Annotated in this window: 16 protein-coding genes and 1 tRNA gene; all 17 read left to right on the forward strand. The window is 39.6% G+C overall.

From position 1 onward, the window contains the following. Positions 1–7 precede the first annotated feature (7 nt). Positions 8–856: a DNA-processing protein DprA gene (gene dprA, locus AC6I9F_RS04810; RefSeq protein WP_498023098.1), complete on the forward strand. Its 849-nt coding sequence runs from the start codon at positions 8–10 to the stop codon at positions 854–856. 734 nt (positions 857–1,590) lie between these two features. After that, positions 1,591–2,634: a TIGR00341 family protein gene (locus tag AC6I9F_RS04815; protein ID WP_498023099.1), complete on the forward strand. Its 1,044-nt coding sequence runs from the start codon at positions 1,591–1,593 to the stop codon at positions 2,632–2,634. A 165-nt stretch (positions 2,635–2,799) separates the two neighbouring features. Then, a complete protein-coding gene (gene topA / locus AC6I9F_RS04820) occupies positions 2,800–4,887 on the forward strand; it encodes a type I DNA topoisomerase (RefSeq protein WP_498023101.1) in 2,088 nt (695 codons plus the stop codon). A gap of 98 nt (positions 4,888–4,985) precedes the next feature. Next, positions 4,986–5,132: a hypothetical protein gene (locus AC6I9F_RS04825; RefSeq protein ID WP_000693333.1), complete on the forward strand. Its 147-nt coding sequence runs from the start codon at positions 4,986–4,988 to the stop codon at positions 5,130–5,132. Between the two features lie 12 nt (positions 5,133–5,144). Continuing rightward, a complete protein-coding gene (locus AC6I9F_RS04830) occupies positions 5,145–5,504 on the forward strand; it encodes a YbaN family protein (protein WP_001237210.1) in 360 nt (119 codons plus the stop codon). Between the two features lie 93 nt (positions 5,505–5,597). Next, the gene (locus AC6I9F_RS04835; protein WP_498023104.1) at positions 5,598–6,230 is read left to right on the forward strand and encodes a copper homeostasis protein CutC; all 633 of its coding nucleotides are present in this window, start codon (positions 5,598–5,600) and stop codon (positions 6,228–6,230) included. Between the two features lie 43 nt (positions 6,231–6,273). Next, positions 6,274–6,930 carry an MmcQ/YjbR family DNA-binding protein gene (locus AC6I9F_RS04840; RefSeq protein ID WP_498023105.1) on the forward strand — a complete coding sequence of 219 codons (657 nt, stop codon included), beginning with the start codon at positions 6,274–6,276 and terminating at the stop codon, positions 6,928–6,930. A gap of 313 nt (positions 6,931–7,243) precedes the next feature. Next, a complete protein-coding gene (locus AC6I9F_RS04845) occupies positions 7,244–8,806 on the forward strand; it encodes a 2-isopropylmalate synthase (protein ID WP_498023107.1) in 1,563 nt (520 codons plus the stop codon). A gap of 11 nt (positions 8,807–8,817) precedes the next feature. Next, positions 8,818–9,855, forward strand: a complete 1,038-nt coding sequence (gene leuB / locus AC6I9F_RS04850; RefSeq protein ID WP_498023109.1) for a 3-isopropylmalate dehydrogenase — start codon at positions 8,818–8,820, stop codon at positions 9,853–9,855. Then, entirely contained in the window at positions 9,852–10,121 is a 270-nt protein-coding gene (locus AC6I9F_RS04855) for a DUF1294 domain-containing protein (protein WP_000762420.1), read from the forward strand. Before leuB ends, AC6I9F_RS04855 begins: the two co-directional genes overlap by 4 nt. 3 nt (positions 10,122–10,124) lie before the next feature. After that, on the forward strand, positions 10,125–11,507 hold the full coding sequence (leuC, locus tag AC6I9F_RS04860) for a 3-isopropylmalate dehydratase large subunit (RefSeq protein ID WP_164226206.1): 1,383 nt from the start codon (positions 10,125–10,127) through the stop codon (positions 11,505–11,507). 9 nt (positions 11,508–11,516) lie between these two features. Further along, positions 11,517–12,110, forward strand: coding sequence for a 3-isopropylmalate dehydratase small subunit (leuD, locus tag AC6I9F_RS04865; protein ID WP_112443768.1), 594 nt, complete (start codon positions 11,517–11,519; stop codon positions 12,108–12,110). A gap of 27 nt (positions 12,111–12,137) precedes the next feature. Further along, positions 12,138–12,917: an L-threonylcarbamoyladenylate synthase gene (locus tag AC6I9F_RS04870; RefSeq protein WP_000160498.1), complete on the forward strand. Its 780-nt coding sequence runs from the start codon at positions 12,138–12,140 to the stop codon at positions 12,915–12,917. Positions 12,918–13,208: 291 nt separating this feature from the next. Continuing rightward, the gene (locus AC6I9F_RS04875) at positions 13,209–14,876 is read left to right on the forward strand and encodes an McrB family protein (RefSeq protein WP_498023181.1); all 1,668 of its coding nucleotides are present in this window, start codon (positions 13,209–13,211) and stop codon (positions 14,874–14,876) included. Continuing rightward, entirely contained in the window at positions 14,863–16,179 is a 1,317-nt protein-coding gene (locus AC6I9F_RS04880) for an McrC family protein (RefSeq protein WP_164226208.1), read from the forward strand. The genes AC6I9F_RS04875 and AC6I9F_RS04880 overlap by 14 nt, the downstream gene beginning before the upstream one ends. Positions 16,180–16,351: 172 nt before the next feature. After that, positions 16,352–17,338: a GMP reductase gene (locus tag AC6I9F_RS04885; RefSeq protein ID WP_049546505.1), complete on the forward strand. Its 987-nt coding sequence runs from the start codon at positions 16,352–16,354 to the stop codon at positions 17,336–17,338. 66 nt (positions 17,339–17,404) lie between these two features. After that, positions 17,405–17,476, forward strand: a tRNA-Arg gene (locus tag AC6I9F_RS04890). Positions 17,477–17,513: the final 37 nt, after the last annotated feature.

Below are 17,513 nucleotides of genomic sequence, written 5' to 3' on the forward strand. Positions count from 1 at the left end.
GTTATTTATGAAAATCACAAACTATGAAATTTATAAGTTAAAAAAATCAGGTTTGACCAATCAACAGATTTTGAATGTCCTAGAATATGGTGAAAATGTTGATCAAGAACTGTTGTTAGGTGATATTGCAGATATATCAGGTTGCAGAAATCCAGCTGTTTTTATGGAACGTTATTTTCAGATAGACGATGCGAATTTGGAGAAGGAGTTTCAAAAATTTCCATCTTTCTCTATTTTAGATGACTGTTACCCTTGGGATTTGAGTGAAATATATGATGCGCCTGTACTTTTATTTTACAAGGGAAATCTTGACCTCTTGAAATTTCCAAAAGTAGCGGTTGTGGGTAGTCGTGCTTGTAGCAAACAGGGAGCTAAGTCAGTTGAAAAAGTCATTCAGGGCTTGGAAAATGAACTGGTTATTGTCAGTGGATTAGCCAAGGGCATTGACACAGCGGCTCATATGGCAGCTATTCAGAACGGTGGGAAAACCATTGCAGTGATTGGGACAGGTCTGGATGTGTTTTATCCTAAAGCCAATAAACGCTTGCAAGACTATATCGGAAATGATCATCTGGTTCTTAGTGAATATGGACCTGGTGAACAACCTCTGAAATTTCATTTTCCTGCCCGTAATCGCATCATTGCTGGACTTTGTCGTGGTGTGATTGTAGCAGAGGCTAAGATGCGCTCAGGTAGTCTCATTACCTGTGAGCGAGCAATGGAGGAAGGGCGCGATGTTTTTGCTATACCTGGTAGCATTTTAGATGGACTATCAGACGGTTGCCATCATTTGATTCAAGAAGGAGCAAAATTAGTCACCAGCGGGCAAGATGTTCTTGCGGAATTTGAATTTTAAAAATGACCTAAGCTAGAATTCTGAGAAAAATCAATTTTTAATAGAAAATGAAGTAAATATCCCCACAATAAAACGCATTTTATCAAGTTTTTCAGCACTTGATATTATGCGTTTTTTCTAAGTGAATAAGTGGAGTGGAGGACTTTTCCCATAGGAAGGAAAGCAATTTAGTGTAATTGAGAAAGGAGAGTTGCTTGTGACTAATCTTGGTCAGCTTATTATCAGGGAGCTGTATCGTCTCAAGTATTGCCAGTAAGGAAAAATAAATTCTTCAAAAGTAGAGATTACAAGGGCTTGTCTAAGAAAGAATTCAAAGACCTTGACAGATAAAAATAAAATGGTTATTATAAAAAATGGTCTGAAATTTATGATGACACTCTTCGAAAATCTTTTTAAATCAGCTCAGCTTTGCCTTGCTGTGTTTTGAGCAAGCTACGGTTAGCTTCCGAGTTTGATTTTCATTTACTAGAAATGAAGCTGATGAGAGATAGCAGTAGATATTTGCGTCAGGATGTGATGGAAAATGATAAAAAGACCTCATGAGATTGGCATATCAGACTACTAAAGCATTGAGTTTGTTAGGATTTTATACTCAATGAAAATCAAAGAGCAAACTAGGAAGCTAGCCGCAGGTTGCTCAAAGCACCGCTTTGAGGTTGCAGATAAAGCTGACGTGGTTTGAAGAGATTTTCGAAGAGTATTAGCGACTAGTTAGCTAGGAAAGGAAGATATTTGTGACAAATAATAAACTGTATTCGTTGGTAGAATTTAGAAATAAAATATACGAAGAATTAGAACTCTCCAGAAGTGATTTAGCGATTTTACTATGTGCCATGCTTATCGCCTCTATCGGATTAAATATGGATTCGACTCCCGTGATTATTGGAGCCATGTTAATCTCTCCTTTGATGACACCTATTCTGGGAGTGGGGCTCTCTCTAGCTATATTTGATTTTAAATTGTTAAGAAAATCTTTTAAAATCTTAGCTATTCAAATTCTTGCCAGTTTAATAGCTTCAACACTTTATTTTTATCTTTCTCCCATTTCGTATGCTAGTTCGGAGATTGTTGCTAGAACCTCTCCGACTATTTGGGATGTTCTCATTGCTTTTGTAGGAGGGATAGCAGGTATTATTGGTGCTAGGAAAAAAGAGACCAATAATATTGTCCCTGGTGTCGCGATTGCAACCGCCTTGATGCCTCCTCTTTGTACGGTAGGTTATGCTATTGCTTCTGCTAATATAAAATTTATCATAGGCTCCTCTTACCTATTCCTCATCAATTGTAGCTTTATTGTCATTGCGACTTATATAGGTGTTAGGTTGATGATGGTTAAGAAGCACTATTTTAGAGATAATGAAGAAGACTCTAAAATGCGCAGGATTTTGCTTTTAGTTGCTGTTTTGCTGATGATTCCGAGTTTCATCTCTGCAACAACTTTAGTGAGAGAAACATTGAAAAAAGAGTCCCTTAATAAATTTATATCAGAGCAGTTTCAGGGGCATAATATTTTGAAAAAAACCTATTCTAAAAAGAATCATACCCTAAAGCTAACCATTTCAGGAAATTATTTGACAGAAGAAGAACTCGATATGATTTCAAGTAAGAGAGGTGACTATGGTTTAAGTGATGTTTCTGTTCAAGTTTCACAATTGTCTGATTCAGAACAACTTAGCAAGGAAGAACTGGTGGAGTATTTCTTCCAGTATATCAAAGATAAGGAAGCAAAAGAAAAGGAAAAAGCTAATAAATTTGATACAGAGTCTGAGGAGCAATAATTTCTTGAGAATAGCTGGTTTTTCTCGTGAGTCTTCTATGTATATCAAAGGAAGATTGTGGTCTTAAGTATAAACTTTTCTTCTATTATAGTAGCTAAGTCTTGACAGGGTTTAAAAAATGGTTTACACTTTATAAAGTTTATTACTTTGAAAAGGTGTGATACTGTGGCTACGGCAACAAAAAAGAAAAAATCAACAGTTAAAAAAAATCTAGTCATCGTGGAGTCGCCTGCTAAGGCCAAGACGATTGAAAAATATCTAGGCAGAAACTACAAGGTTTTAGCCAGTGTCGGGCATATCCGTGATTTGAAGAAATCCAGTATGTCAGTCGATATTGAAAATAATTATGAACCGCAATATATCAATATACGAGGAAAAGGTCCTCTCATCAATGACTTGAAAAAAGAAGCCAAAAAAGCTAATAAAGTCTTTCTGGCGAGTGACCCGGACCGTGAAGGAGAAGCGATTTCTTGGCATTTGGCTCACATTCTCAACTTAGATGAAAATGATGCCAACCGTGTGGTCTTCAATGAAATCACCAAGGATGCGGTCAAAAATGCTTTCAAAGAACCTCGTAAGATTGATATGGACTTGGTCGATGCCCAACAGGCTCGTCGTGTCTTGGATCGCTTGGTCGGGTATTCGATTTCGCCTATTTTGTGGAAGAAGGTCAAGAAGGGCTTATCAGCAGGGCGCGTTCAGTCTATTGCGCTTAAGTTAATCATTGACCGTGAGAATGAAATTAATGCCTTCCAACCAGAAGAATATTGGACAATTGATGCTGTCTTTAAAAAGGGAACCAAGCAATTTCAGGCTTCCTTCTATGGAGTGGATGGCAAAAAGCTGAAATTGACTAGCAATGATGAGGTCAAGGAAGTCTTGTCTCGTCTGACTAGTAAAGACTTTTCAGTAGATCAGGTGGATAAGAAAGAGCGCAAACGCAATGCTCCTTTACCTTATACCACTTCATCTATGCAGATGGATGCTGCCAATAAAATCAATTTCCGTACTCGAAAAACCATGATGGTTGCCCAACAGCTCTATGAAGGGATTAATATTGGTTCTGGTGTTCAAGGTTTGATTACCTATATGCGTACCGATTCGACTCGTATTAGTCCTGTAGCGCAAAATGAAGCAGCAAGTTTCATTACGGACCGTTTTGGTAGTAAGTATTCTAAGCATGGTAGCAAGGTCAAAAACGCTTCAGGTGCTCAGGATGCCCACGAGGCTATTCGTCCGTCTAGCGTTTTTAATACACCGGAAAGTATTGCTAAATATCTGGACAAGGATCAGCTCAAGCTTTATACTCTTATCTGGAATCGTTTTGTGGCTAGCCAGATGACAGCTGCTGTCTTTGATACCATGGCTGTTAAATTGTCTCAAAATGGAGTTCAATTTGCTGCCAATGGTAGTCAGGTTAAGTTTGATGGTTATCTTGCCATTTACAATGATTCTGACAAGAATAAGATGTTACCAGATATGGCTGTTGGAGATGTAGTCAAACAGGTCAATAGCAAGCCAGAGCAACATTTCACCCAACCGCCTGCTCGTTATTCTGAAGCGACACTGATCAAGACCTTGGAGGAAAATGGGGTTGGCCGTCCGTCAACCTACGCACCAACCATTGAAACTATTCAGAAACGTTACTATGTTCGCCTTGCATCCAAACGTTTTGAACCGACAGAGTTGGGAGAAATTGTCAACAAGCTCATCGTTGAATATTTCCCAGATATCGTAAACGTGACCTTTACAGCTGAAATGGAAGGCAAGCTGGATGATGTCGAAGTCGGAAAAGAGCAGTGGCAACGTGTCATTGATGCCTTTTACAAACCATTTTCTAAAGAAGTCGCCAAGGCTGAAGAAGAAATGGAAAAAATTCAAATCAAGGATGAACCAGCTGGATTTGACTGTGAAGTGTGTGGCAGTCCAATGGTCATTAAACTTGGTCGATTTGGTAAGTTCTACGCTTGTAGTAATTTCCCAGATTGCCGTCATACCCAAGCAATCGTGAAAGAAATCGGCGTAGAGTGTCCAAGTTGTCATCAGGGACAAATCATTGAACGTAAAACCAAACGCAATCGCCTTTTCTATGGTTGCAATCGCTATCCAGAATGTGAATTTACCTCTTGGGACAAGCCTGTTGGTCGTGACTGTCCAAAATGTGGCAACTTCCTCATGGAGAAAAAAGTCCGTGGTGGTGGCAAGCAGGTTGTTTGTAGCAAGGGTGACTACGAAGAAGAAAAGATTAAATAAGAAGAGAGTCCTGAAAGTGAATTTCAGGCTCTTTTTGATTAGTGCTTGACAAAATTCATCATTGTATGCGAAACTAGAAGAAGATTATTTTATACTCAATGAAAATCAAAGAGCAAACTAGGAAACTAGCCGCAGGTTGCTCAAAGTACTGCTTTGAGGTTGCAGATAAGACTGACGAAGTCAGGAACCATACCTACGGTAAGGCGACGTTGACGTTTTTTGAAGAGATTTTCGAAGAGTATTAATTAGGAGTAGTTATGCGTCTTATCTATCTGATAATTGGTTTTTTATCACTGGCTTTGGCTATTATTGGGGTTGTCTTGCCCTTGTTGCCGACAACGCCTTTCCTTTTGTTGTCTATTGCTTGTTTCTCCAGAAGTTCCAAACGTTTCGAAGACTGGCTTTATCATACCAAGCTCTATCAAACATATGTAGCTGATTTTCGGGAAACCAAGTCAATTGCGCGTGAACGTAAGAAAAAAATCATCGTATCCATCTACATCTTGATGGGAATTTCCATTTATTTTGCCCCTCTCTTACCAGTCAAAATCAGTCTGGGTGCTTTGACCATCTTTATCACCTATTATCTCTTTAAGGTTATTCCAGACAAAGAATAAGTAAAATTTGTAACTATTTCCCTTGATAAAATTGAAAGCATATTCACAATAATATGATATAATAAATTTAAAGTAATCTTCAAGGAGAATCAAATGGTTTACGAATTTTGTGCTGAAAATGTGACCTTGCTTGAAAAAGCTATGGAGGCTGGAGCTCGTCGAATCGAACTCTGTGATAATCTAGCAGTTGGTGGGACAACACCAAGCTATGGAGTAACTAAGGCAGCAGTTGAACTGGCAGCTAACTATGATACGACCATCATGACCATGATTCGCCCACGTGGTGGCGACTTTGTCTATAATGATATGGAAATTGATATTATGCTAGAAGACATTCGCTTGACTGCTCAGGCTGGAAGTCAAGGGGTTGTATTTGGTACCTTAACTGCTGATAAGAAGTTGGATAAGCCTAATCTTGAAAAGTTAATTGCTGCATCAAAAGGAATGGAAATTGTCTTCCACATGGCCTTTGATGAATTGAGCGAAGAAGACCAGTTAGAAGCTATTGACTGGCTTAGTCAAGCTGGTGTCACTCGTATCCTAACTCGCGCTGGTGTGTCTGGCGATTCACTAGACAAACGTTTTGCTCACTATCACAGAATTTTGGAGCACGCTAAAGGTAAAATTGAAATTCTACCAGGTGGGGGGATTGACCTTGACAACCGTCAAACCTTTATTGACCAGCTGGGCGTGACACAATTGCACGGAACTAAGGTTGTCTTTTAAAAAATAGAAAGGAACTGCTAGCTTTGGGTAGCAGTTTTCACTTATGTTTGAAATTTTTAAATCCTATCAGTTTAATCACGAAAAGGCTAAAGCTTTTGGTTTTGTAGAAAATAGGGGAGTCTGGAATTATAGCAGCCAGATTTTGCAGGGCGACTTTGTCATGACTGTGTCCATCACTGCTGATAATGTGAGTTTTCAAGTCTTTGACCAGGAGACTGGTGATCTCTATCCTCAAGTTCATATGGAAAGCATGCGTGGGAGTTTTGTAGGAAGTGTCCGTGAGGCTTGTTTGGAGACTCTTTACCAGATTCGGAAGGCTTGTTTTGATGTGCAGGATTTTATCTGTCCTCAAACTAAGCGTATCATGACTCAAGTTCAGGAAAAGTACGGAAATCAGTTGGAATATCTGTGGGAAAAATCGCCTGATACGGCAGTGTTAAGACATGAAGGCAATCAAAAGTGGTATGCTGTTTTGATGAAAATCTCTTGGGATAAGCTGGAAAAGGGCAGAGAAGGACAAGTGGAAGCAGTCAATCTCAAACACGACCAAGTAGCGGACTTGCTTTCACAAAAGGGCATTTATCCAGCTTTTCATATGAACAAACGCTACTGGATTAGTGTGGCGCTTGATGATACTTTATCAGATGAAGGAGTACTGGAATTGATAGAAAGAAGCTGGAATTTAACTTCTAAAAAATGAAATATTTCAAGGATTTTCAATAACTTTCAATTAGCTAAATATTCTCTACTGAAGAAATTTTCAGAAAATATTGGATTTTTTCTTGACAAGTGCTTTTGCCTATGCTAAAATACTAAACAAGATATCAAACAAAGGAGAAAGTCAAACATGAAAACAGCTAAGTTTAATCAATTTGCTTTGTTGTTGAGGTACTCGGGCTAGTGCAAAAAGCATTAGTCCTGTTTGGCTTACCAAGCGGGAGTAAATCAACATCTCGCTTGGGTTTCTGAGCGAGATGTTTTTTTAAAATCACATTTGGAAAAGGGGAAATCTTATGAGAACAGTTGAATTTCTAGATACCAGCCTTCGGGATGGAGAGCAGACACCTGGCGTTAATTTTTCAATCAAGGAAAAAATTGCCATTGCAAGGCAGCTGGAGAAATGGGGCATTTCAGCAATCGAAGCTGGTTTTCCGGCGGCGAGTCCTGATTCATTCACAGCAGTGCAGGAGATTGCTAAGGTCTTGAAGAAAACGGCAGTGACTGGTTTGGCACGCTCTGTCAAGTCTGATATTGATGCTTGTTATGAAGCCCTCAAGGATGCCAAATATCCACAGGTTCACGTCTTTATCGCTACCAGTCCCATTCATCGCAAGTACAAGCTCAATAAGAGCAAGGAAGAGATTTTGGAAGCTATCAAGGAGCATGTTTCCTATGCCCGTTCTAAGTTTGAGATAGTCGAATTCTCTCCTGAGGATGCGACTAGAACAGAGTTGGATTTCCTCTTGCAAGTTGTTCAAACAGCGGTTGATGCAGGGGCGTCTTATATCAATATTCCTGATACGGTTGGATTCACCACTCCAGAAGAGTACGGAGCCATCTTCAAATACCTGATTGAGAATGTCAAGACAGATCGTCAGATTATCTATTCGCCTCACTGTCATGATGACCTCGGAATGGCAGTAGCTAATAGCCTTGCTGCTGTCAAGAACGGAGCAGGACGTGTCGAAGGAACCATCAATGGTATCGGGGAGCGAGCTGGTAATGTTGCTCTTGAGGAAGTAGCTGTTGCTTTGAAGATTCGTGAGGATTTCTTCCAAGTAACTAGTGATATTGTTTTGAATGAAACAATGAATACGTCAGAAATGGTTTCTCGCTTCTCAGGAATTCCAGTTCCTAAAAACAAGGCCGTCGTTGGAGGTAATGCCTTTTCTCATGAATCTGGTATTCACCAAGATGGAGTTCTTAAAAATCCTCTTACTTATGAGATTATCACCCCTGAATTGGTTGGTGTCAAGAGTAATAGCCTCCCACTTGGAAAATTGTCAGGTCGCCATGCCTTTGTCGAGAAACTAAGAGAACTGGCCCTAGATTTTACAGAAGAGGATATCAAACCACTCTTTGCGAAGTTCAAGGCGTTAGCAGACAAGAAACAAGAAATCACAGATGCAGATATTCGTGCGCTGGTAGCTGGAACCATGGTTGAAAATCCAGAAGGCTTCCACTTTGATGATTTACAACTGCAAACTCATGCTGATAATGACATCGAAGCGCTCGTAAGCCTAGCCAATATGGATGGTGAGAAAGTCGAATTTAATGCGACAGGGCAAGGTTCCGTTGAAGCGATCTTTAACGCTATCGATAAGTTCTTTAACCAATCTGTCCGCTTGGTGTCCTATACCATTGATGCGGTGACAGATGGAATTGATGCCCAAGCTCGGGTCTTGGTCACTGTTGAAAACAGAGATACAGAAACCATCTTTAATGCAGCGGGACTTGATTTCGATGTACTGAAAGCATCTGCTATTGCCTACATCAATGCCAATACCTTTGTTCAAAAAGAGAATGCTGGTGAGATGGGACGCAGTGTTTCTTACCGCGATATGCCTAGTGTGTAAAGGAGAAGGCTATGACAAAGAAAATAGTAGCTCTAGCAGGGGACGGAATTGGCCCAGAAATCATGGAGGCTGGTTTAGAAGTTCTGGAGGCTCTAGCTAAAAAAACAGGCTTTGTCTATGAAATAGACAGACGACTTTTTGGAGGTGCAGGTATTGATGCTACAGGGCATCCCTTACCTGATGAAACCCTCAAGGTATGTCGTGAAGCAGATGCCATTCTCCTAGCGGCTATCGGTAGTCCCCAGTATGATAGAGCAGCGGTTCGGCCTGAACAAGGCTTGCTGGCTCTCCGTAAGGAACTCAGTCTCTATGCTAATATTCGCCCTGTAAAAATCTTTGACAGTCTTAAGCATTTGTCACCTCTTAAACCAGAACGAATTGCTGGTGTAGACTTTGTTGTGGTGCGGGAGTTGACAGGTGGGATTTATTTTGGGGATCATATTCTTGAAGAGAGAAAAGCGCGTGATATCAATGACTATAGCTATGAGGAAGTGGAGCGAATTGTTCGTAAAGCCTTTGAAATTGCAAGAAATAGCAGAAAAATCGTTACTAGTATCGATAAGCAAAATGTTCTAGCGACCTCAAAACTCTGGCGGAAAGTAGCTGAGGAAGTCGCGCAGGATTTCCCAGATGTAACCTTGGAACACCAGTTAGTGGACTCAGCTGCTATGCTTATGATTACCAATCCTGCTAAGTTTGATGTTATCGTGACAGAGAATCTTTTCGGAGATATCTTATCTGATGAATCAAGCGTTCTATCTGGCACACTTGGGGTTATGCCATCAGCCAGTCATTCTGAAAATGGACCAAGTCTCTATGAACCTATTCACGGTTCAGCACCTGATATTGCTGGTCAAGGAATTGCCAATCCTATCTCCATGATTTTATCAGTGGCCATGATGCTGAGAGATAGTTTTGGACGTTATAAGGATGCGGAGCGTATCGAGCATGCTGTTGAGGCAAGTTTAGCGGATGGCATTTTAACAAGAGATATAGGTGGACAGGCTTCGACCAAGGAAATGACGGAAGCTATTATTGCAAGGTTATGAAGTTAGATGAAAAAATTACTCTTGCCCTCTTGATTTGGAATGTCATGATTTTCATCATTTATGGCATTGACAAATCTAAGGCAAGAAGAAGAGCGTGGCGCATCCCTGAGAAAATCTTACTCATTTTAGCCTTTACTTGTGGTGGTTTTGGGGCCTGGTTAGCAGGAATCATCTTTCATCACAAGACTCGAAAATGGTATTTTAAAACAGTTTGGTTTCTTGGTATGGTGTCCACACTAGTAGCCTTATATTTTATTTGGAGGTAATGGATGGCAGGAAAATCGATTTTTGATAAATTATGGGACCGTCATGTCATCACAGGAGAAGAGGGGCAACCCCAACTCATGTATGTGGACCAGCACTATATTCATGAAGTGACCAGCCCTCAGGCTTTTCAAGGACTACGAGATGCAGGTCGCAGATTGAGACGGCCAGACTTGACATTTGGAACCTTTGACCACAACGTCCCGACGGTCAATATCTACGATATTAGAGATGTCATTTCCAAGGCTCAAATTGATAAGCTGGCTGAAAATGTTGAGGAGTTTGGGATTGAACATGCGGCCCACGGTTCCGAAAAGCAAGGAATCGTTCATATGGTTGGTCCAGAGACAGGACGGACCCAACCAGGAAAATTCATTGTCTGTGGAGACAGTCACACAGCAACCCACGGAGCTTTCGGAGCAATCGCCTTTGGGATTGGGACCAGTGAAGTCGAGCATGTCTTTGCTACCCAGACACTCTGGCAGGTTAAACCAAAGAAAATGCTGGTGGAATTCACTGGCGTCCCTCAAAAAGGAGTTTATTCCAAGGATTACATTTTAGCCTTGATTGCCAAGTACGGTGTTGCCTGTGGAGTTGGCTATGTGGTGGAATATCGTGGGCAAGCGATTGATGCACTGAGTATGGAAGAGCGAATGACTATCTGCAATATGTCCATCGAGTTTGGATCCAAGATGGGAATCATGAATCCAGATCAAACCACCTATGATTATCTCAGGGGACGCGAGTGTGTTCCAAAGGACTTCGAAGAGGCTGTGGCGGATTGGAAAACAATTGTCAGTGATGAGGATGCCGTTTATGATAAGGTTATCCAGATGGATGTCTCAGGATTGGCTCCCATGGTGACTTGGGGCACCAATCCTGCTATGGGTGTTGACTTTGACAGTAGCTTCCCAGAAATTAAGGATATGAATGATGAGCGAGCCTACAATTACATGGACTTGGAGCCTGGTCAAAAGCCAGCTGATATTGAACTAGGCTATATCTTTATCGGTTCTTGTACCAATGCTCGTCTCAGTGACTTGCAACTGGCTGCGCGATTTGTCAAAGGAAAGAAAATAGCCCCCAACTTAACGGCTATCGTAGTCCCAGGTTCTCGTCCTGTCAAACGAGCTGCTGAGAAGTTGGGCTTGGACAAGGTATTTCTAGATGCTGGCTTTGAGTGGAGAGACCCTGGTTGCTCCATGTGTCTGGGGATGAATCCTGACAAGGTTCCAGATGGCGTTCACTGTGCCTCAACCAGCAACCGCAACTTTGAAGACAGACAGGGATTTGGTGCTAAGACTCACCTCTGCAGTCCAGCCATGGCAGCTGCAGCAGCTATCGCAGGGCGCTTTGTAGATGTTCGGAAAATGCCAGAAGCCCAGTAAGGAGAGGATATGGAGAAATTTACAGTTTATACGGGAACGACCGTTCCTCTCATGAATGATAACATCGACACCGACCAAATCCTTCCCAAGCAGTTTCTCAAGTTAATTGATAAAAAAGGCTTTGGTAAGTACCTCATGTATGCTTGGCGTTATTTGGATGACAAGTATACTGAGGACCCAGACTTTGTCTTTAACCGACCTGAATATCGTAAAGCTAGTATTCTCATTTCAGGGGATAACTTTGGGGCAGGGTCTTCGAGGGAACACGCAGCTTGGGCTCTAGCGGACTATGGTTTCAAGGTCGTAATTGCAGGATCTTTTGGTGATATTCATTACAATAATGAACTCAATAATGGCATGTTGCCTATTGTACAGCCCAGAGAGGTTAGAGAGAAACTAGCCCAGCTACAATCGACTGACCAGATAACTGTGGACTTGGAACAACAAAAAATCATCTCACCAATTGGAGAATTCACTTTTGAAATCGATAGTGAGTGGAAACACAAACTCTTAAATGGTTTGGATGATATCGGTATTACCTTGCAGTATGAAGATTTGATTGCTGCTTATGAAAAACAACGACCAGCCTACTGGCAGGATTAGAAGAAAAATAGAAAAGGAAATAGAACTATGACAAAACACATTCAATGGAACGGAACACTTTCACAAGAAGGCTATGACATTTTAAAAGGTGAGGGCGGATGTATCGTTTGCCCTACAAAAGTTGGTTACATTATTATGACTAGTGACAAGGCAGGTCTTGAACGCAAGTTCGCAGCCAAAGAGCGTAATCGTAACAAACCAGGTGTTGTTCTCTGCGGTAGCATGGATGAGCTTCGTGCTTTAGCACAACTCAATCCAGAAATTGAAGCCTTCTACCAAAAACATTGGGATGAAGATATTCTTCTTGGTTGTATCCTTCCTTGGAAACCAGAAGCCTTTGAGAAATTGAAAGCTTATGGGGATGGCCGTGAAGAACTGATGACTGACGTTCGTGGTACTAGCTGTTTCGTTATCAAGTTTGGGAAAGCTGGTGAACAATTGGCTGCCAAACTTTGGGAAGAAGGCAAGATGGTCTATGCCTCATCTGCAAACCCATCTGGAAAAGGAAACCGTGGTAAGGTAGAAGGTATCGGAGAACGCATCGAAGGAGCAGTGGACCTTGTCATTGAAGCAGATGACTATGTGGCATCTATCCAACCTGACAAAACGATTGAAACACGCTACGAGCAAGGTGTGATGGTCTCTATGGTCGATAAAGACGGCAAACTCATTCCAGAACAAGGAGGAGCTCGCTCAACTTCACCAGCTCCAGTTGTAATCCGCAAAGGGCTTGACATTGATAAAATCATGATGCACCTGTCAGATACCTTTAACTCATGGGACTACCGCCAGGGAGAGTATTATTAGGATAGAGAAGAAGTCTAGCGTTAAGAGACATTAAAGCTCCTAACACTGGGCTTTTTATTTAGAAATTCTTTTCATTTTTTGATAGATATGATATGCTAGAGGTGAACTATATATTAATAGAACTTACTTGTAAAAGTTAATTAAAGGAGTATTCAAATGAACAGTAAACAAAATAATTACTTTTTTGTTGGTACAAGATTTGGTGATGATGATTATCTTGAATATTTCAGGAAAGAAGGAAAGTGGGAATTAGGATGGCATAACAACGAGGAAAATAAACAGTATCAAAAAATGTTAAAGTTGTTTAATAAAATTAAACCAGGTGACATTTTATTTGCTAAATCCACATATGTCAAAAAGAAGAATTTACCTTGTGTAAAGAAAGATGATTTAAAGGTTTCTGTGATGAAAATTCGTGGAATGGCGACTGTTAAAGAGATTTTAGATGATGGGCATACCATTATTGTTGATTGGAATAAAGAGTATATAGAGAGGGAGTGGTTTTTCTTTACGGGGCAAGAAACAATATGGTTTCCATCAGATATTAAGTATCGAACTAAAGAGACTAACCAGTTAATAAAATTTGCTGCAAGTGATGAAATTATAATTCAAGACTATGACTATTTTTTGAATCATCCTAATTGGAAAAAGTATAAAAAATTAGAAAGCGAAACTATGTTAAGGAATGATTTTTTATTTGATTATAGTGGTATATTAAAAAAATCCAAAAACCTCATCCTTCGAGGTGCACCAGGTACGGGAAAAACTTATCTTGCTAAAGAAATCGCTAAAGAATTAACGGATGGCAATGAAGACCAAATCGGATTTGTACAATTTCACCCATCCTATGATTATACGGATTTTGTGGAGGGTTTAAGACCAGTATCAAATGGGGATGGATCTATTGAGTTTAAATTACAAGATGGTATTTTTAAAGAGTTTTGTTTGAAAGCAAAGAAAAATTGGCTTTATTCACATAAAAACAAGGATGATTTAGAAAAGGAAAAAAAATCAATAGCAAAGATTTCAAAATATTTTGCTAATATGGAGTTTCCGTCTGACAAGTTATATACAAAACGTCAATCGTCCTTTATCATTACAGAAATTGATGAAAATTACATTTATATATCTATTCCTGAAAATGAGGTATCAAAAAATGCAAAATTGAAAATTAAAGATATCGAAGCAATGTTAACTTCAGAATCTCAATTTGAACATGTTAAAGATATAACTCAGTTTTTTAATAAAAATAATGCAACCCAAGAATTTTCATACTATTTGACACTTTACAAAATGATAAAAAATGAAAGTATTCAGGATGAAATAATAGAAATAGATAATGAATTGAAAAACTTCGTTTTCATCATCGATGAGATCAATCGTGGGGAGATTTCTAAGATTTTTGGTGAACTCTTTTTCTCTATCGATCCTGGTTATCGTGGTGAAAAGGGAAGTGTTTCTACCCAGTATGCTAATTTACATGAGACTGATGAGAAATTTTATATCCCTGAAAATGTTTATATCATTGGGACTATGAATGATATTGACCGCTCAGTGGATACCTTTGATTTTGCTATGCGTCGTCGTTTCCGTTTTGTTGAAGTTACTGCTGAAAGCCAATTAGGTATGCTCGATACTGCTCTTGGTGATAAAGCTGAAGAAGCGAAAAAACGTTTAAGAAACTTGAATGTTGCTATCGAAAACGTTCAGGAATTAAATAGTCATTATCATATCGGACCAAGTTATTTCCTTAAGTTGCAGGATGTAGACTTTGACTATGAATTACTCTGGTCTGATTATCTCAAACCACTTTTGGAAGATTATCTACGTGGTTCCTATGAGGAAGTTGAAAAACTAAAAATATTGAAAAAAGCGTTTGATTTAAAAGAAAATGAGCAAACTATTCAGAAACATACAGGTGACGAAGAAAGCGATGAAAATAAAGATGAGGATAACTGATAATCATCATGAAATTGCTAAGGAAGACTTTGTCGCAGAATATCCCAAACTAAACAAACTTCTTTTAGATAGAACATTAGGAAATCTTTCTCAAGAAGACAGTATCTTTGTTTTCCCAAATGACCTACAATATTCTCCAGATTTGGATAAGAAACAAAAGATTTTGGAAACAGTTAATCAGAAAATCAAGACTGGAAATGTGATTGGTTTTCTGGGGTGTTGTCAGGAAAGATTAACGATTTCCTCTCGCTTTTCTAATGAGAGTAATGACCATTTTTTGCATTATCTTTTACAAAAGGTTCTTCATATCAATCTGACTAGTTTGGATGTTGGTCTATCTCCAGAGGATAAACTCTATCAGCTTTTGATTTACCTCTTTCCTAAGTATTTGCAAGCTGCTCTCAGAAAAGGTCTTTATAAGGAATATCAGAGATTTTTCCATAACGATAGTCATGTAAAAGGAGTAGTTGATGTAAGAAACCATCTCAAGAAAAATCTTCCTTTCACGGGAAATATTGCCTACACAACGAGAGAGTTCACCTATGATAATCCCCTCATGCAGTTGGTCCGTCACACTATTGAATACATTAAGAATCAGAAAAGCATTGGTCAAGGGGTACTAGATAATCTCTCAACTAGTCGTGAAAACGTATCTGAAATCGTGCGTGTAACGCCCTCTTATAAACTAGCTGATCGTGCTAAGATTACTCGGGGAAATCAATCTAAACCTCTACGTCATGCATACTTTAACGAGTACAGAAAGTTACAAGAACTTTGTCTGATGATTCTAAACCAAGAAAAGCACGGTTTAGGGTATCAAAATCAAAAAATTCATGGTATTCTTTTTGATGTTGCCTGGCTTTGGGAAGAGTATGTTCATATTTTGTTGCCAAAAGATTTTATCCATCCACGGAATAAAGATAAGACGGACGGAATTTCAGTATTTTCTAGTCAAGAAAGAAAAGTATATCCAGATTTTTATCAAGAAGAGCTTAAAATAGTATTAGACGCTAAATATAAAAGGCTTGAAAAAGCTGAAAAAGAAATAAATCGTGAGGACTTGTTCCAGCTGATTTCCTATTCTTATATTTTAAAAGCTGAGAAGGCTGGTCTTATTTTCCCTAGTGAGAAAAAGGCGGTTGATAATGAGATAGGAAAGCTAGCAGGGTACGGAGCTTTGTTGAAGAAATGGTCTATTCAAATTCCTCAGAACTCTTCATCCTATCGTGAATTTTGTGAAATGATGGAAAACTCCGAAGAAACTTTTAAAAGGAATATTACTAAAGAAGTGGGGAGAAAATAATCTCTCCACTTTCTTTTTTATTCACAGAAGAAAATCCGAACGATATATTTTAATTCATAAAATAATTTGACAAAAACTGTACTTTGGTTTATAATGAATTAAGGAAACGTCGGAAAAGACGTAGTGATGCGAGAGCATAGGTAGGTCATTACAAAAGAAACGAGACATCGATATGTTAAATGAATTTCCAATTTTTGATTACGAAGATATTCAATTGATTCCAAATAAATGTGTGATTAAAAGCCGTGCAGAAGCGGATACAAGTGTAACTCTAGGAAAGCACACCTTTAAACTACCTGTTGTGCCAGCTAATATGCAGACGATTTTGGATGAAAATGTAGCAGAGCAACTGGCTAAAGGGGGTTACTTCTACATTATGCATCGTTTTGATGAGGCAGGACGCATTCCTTTTATTAAACGCATGCACGATCAAGGGCTTATTGCTTCTATATCTGTCGGTGTTAAGGATTATGAGTATGATTTTGTTAGCCAGCTCAAGGCTGATGCTCCTGAGTACATCACGATTGATATTGCCCATGGTCATGCGGATAGTGTGATTTCTATGATTCAACACATCAAGAAAGAATTGCCAGATACTTTTGTCATTGCTGGAAATGTGGGAACACCAGAAGCTGTGCGTGAACTTGAAAATGCTGGTGCGGATGCTACTAAGGTCGGAATTGGTCCTGGTAAGGTTTGTATCACCAAGGTTAAGACTGGTTTTGGTACAGGTGGTTGGCAGTTGGCTGCTCTCCGCTGGTGTGCCAAGGCTGCGCGTAAACCGATTATTGCTGATGGAGGAATTCGTACTCACGGTGATATTGCCAAGTCTATCCGCTTCGGTGCTAGCATGGTCATGATTGGTTCCCTCTTTGCAGGACATATTGAAAGTCCAGGGAAAACGATTGAAGTCGATGGTGAACAGTTCAAAGAATACTACGGTTCAGCTTCACAATACCAAAAAGGAGCTTATAAAAACGTGGAAGGAAAACGTATCTTGCTTCCTGCCAAAGGTCATTTGCAAGATACCCTTACTGAGATGGAACAAGACCTTCAAAGTGCCATTTCGTATGCAGGTGGACGTCAGGTTGCTGACCTTAAACACGTTGATTATGTTATCGTGAAAAACTCTATCTGGAATGGGGATGCTTCCCACTAAGACGGGCTATCCGTCTAGAAAAAAACTTGTTATTAGAGCAAATTTCTGTTATAATAAAACAAGTTTCCACCCTTAGTGTAATGGATATCACGTAAGATTCCGGTTCTTGAGATGGGGGTTCGATTCCCTCAGGGTGGATGTAAACATCCTAAGAAAGCCTTTAGTAGGGCTTTTT

Source organism: Streptococcus nakanonensis (assembly GCF_059738785.1).

Bases quoted from the DNA above. Each gene is read 5' to 3' on its own strand.
- AC6I9F_RS04830 (WP_001237210.1), top strand. From the start codon at position 5,145: ATGCGTCTTATCTATCTGATAATTGGTTTTTTATCACTGGCTTTGGCT.
- leuB (WP_498023109.1), top strand. From the start codon at position 8,818: ATGACAAAGAAAATAGTAGCTCTAGCAGGGGACGGAATTGGCCCAGAA.
- AC6I9F_RS04835 (WP_498023104.1), top strand. From the start codon at position 5,598: ATGGTTTACGAATTTTGTGCTGAAAATGTGACCTTGCTTGAAAAAGCT.
- AC6I9F_RS04855 (WP_000762420.1), top strand. From the start codon at position 9,852: ATGAAGTTAGATGAAAAAATTACTCTTGCCCTCTTGATTTGGAATGTC.
- AC6I9F_RS04875 (WP_498023181.1), top strand. From the start codon at position 13,209: ATGTTAAAGTTGTTTAATAAAATTAAACCAGGTGACATTTTATTTGCT.
- AC6I9F_RS04870 (WP_000160498.1), top strand. From the start codon at position 12,138: ATGACAAAACACATTCAATGGAACGGAACACTTTCACAAGAAGGCTAT.
- AC6I9F_RS04845 (WP_498023107.1), top strand. From the start codon at position 7,244: ATGAGAACAGTTGAATTTCTAGATACCAGCCTTCGGGATGGAGAGCAG.
- leuC (WP_164226206.1), top strand. From the start codon at position 10,125: ATGGCAGGAAAATCGATTTTTGATAAATTATGGGACCGTCATGTCATC.
- leuD (WP_112443768.1), top strand. From the start codon at position 11,517: ATGGAGAAATTTACAGTTTATACGGGAACGACCGTTCCTCTCATGAAT.
- AC6I9F_RS04840 (WP_498023105.1), top strand. From the start codon at position 6,274: ATGTTTGAAATTTTTAAATCCTATCAGTTTAATCACGAAAAGGCTAAA.
- AC6I9F_RS04825 (WP_000693333.1), top strand. From the start codon at position 4,986: ATGAAAATCAAAGAGCAAACTAGGAAACTAGCCGCAGGTTGCTCAAAG.
- AC6I9F_RS04880 (WP_164226208.1), top strand. From the start codon at position 14,863: ATGAGGATAACTGATAATCATCATGAAATTGCTAAGGAAGACTTTGTC.
- dprA (WP_498023098.1), top strand. From the start codon at position 8: ATGAAAATCACAAACTATGAAATTTATAAGTTAAAAAAATCAGGTTTG.
- AC6I9F_RS04885 (WP_049546505.1), top strand. From the start codon at position 16,352: ATGTTAAATGAATTTCCAATTTTTGATTACGAAGATATTCAATTGATT.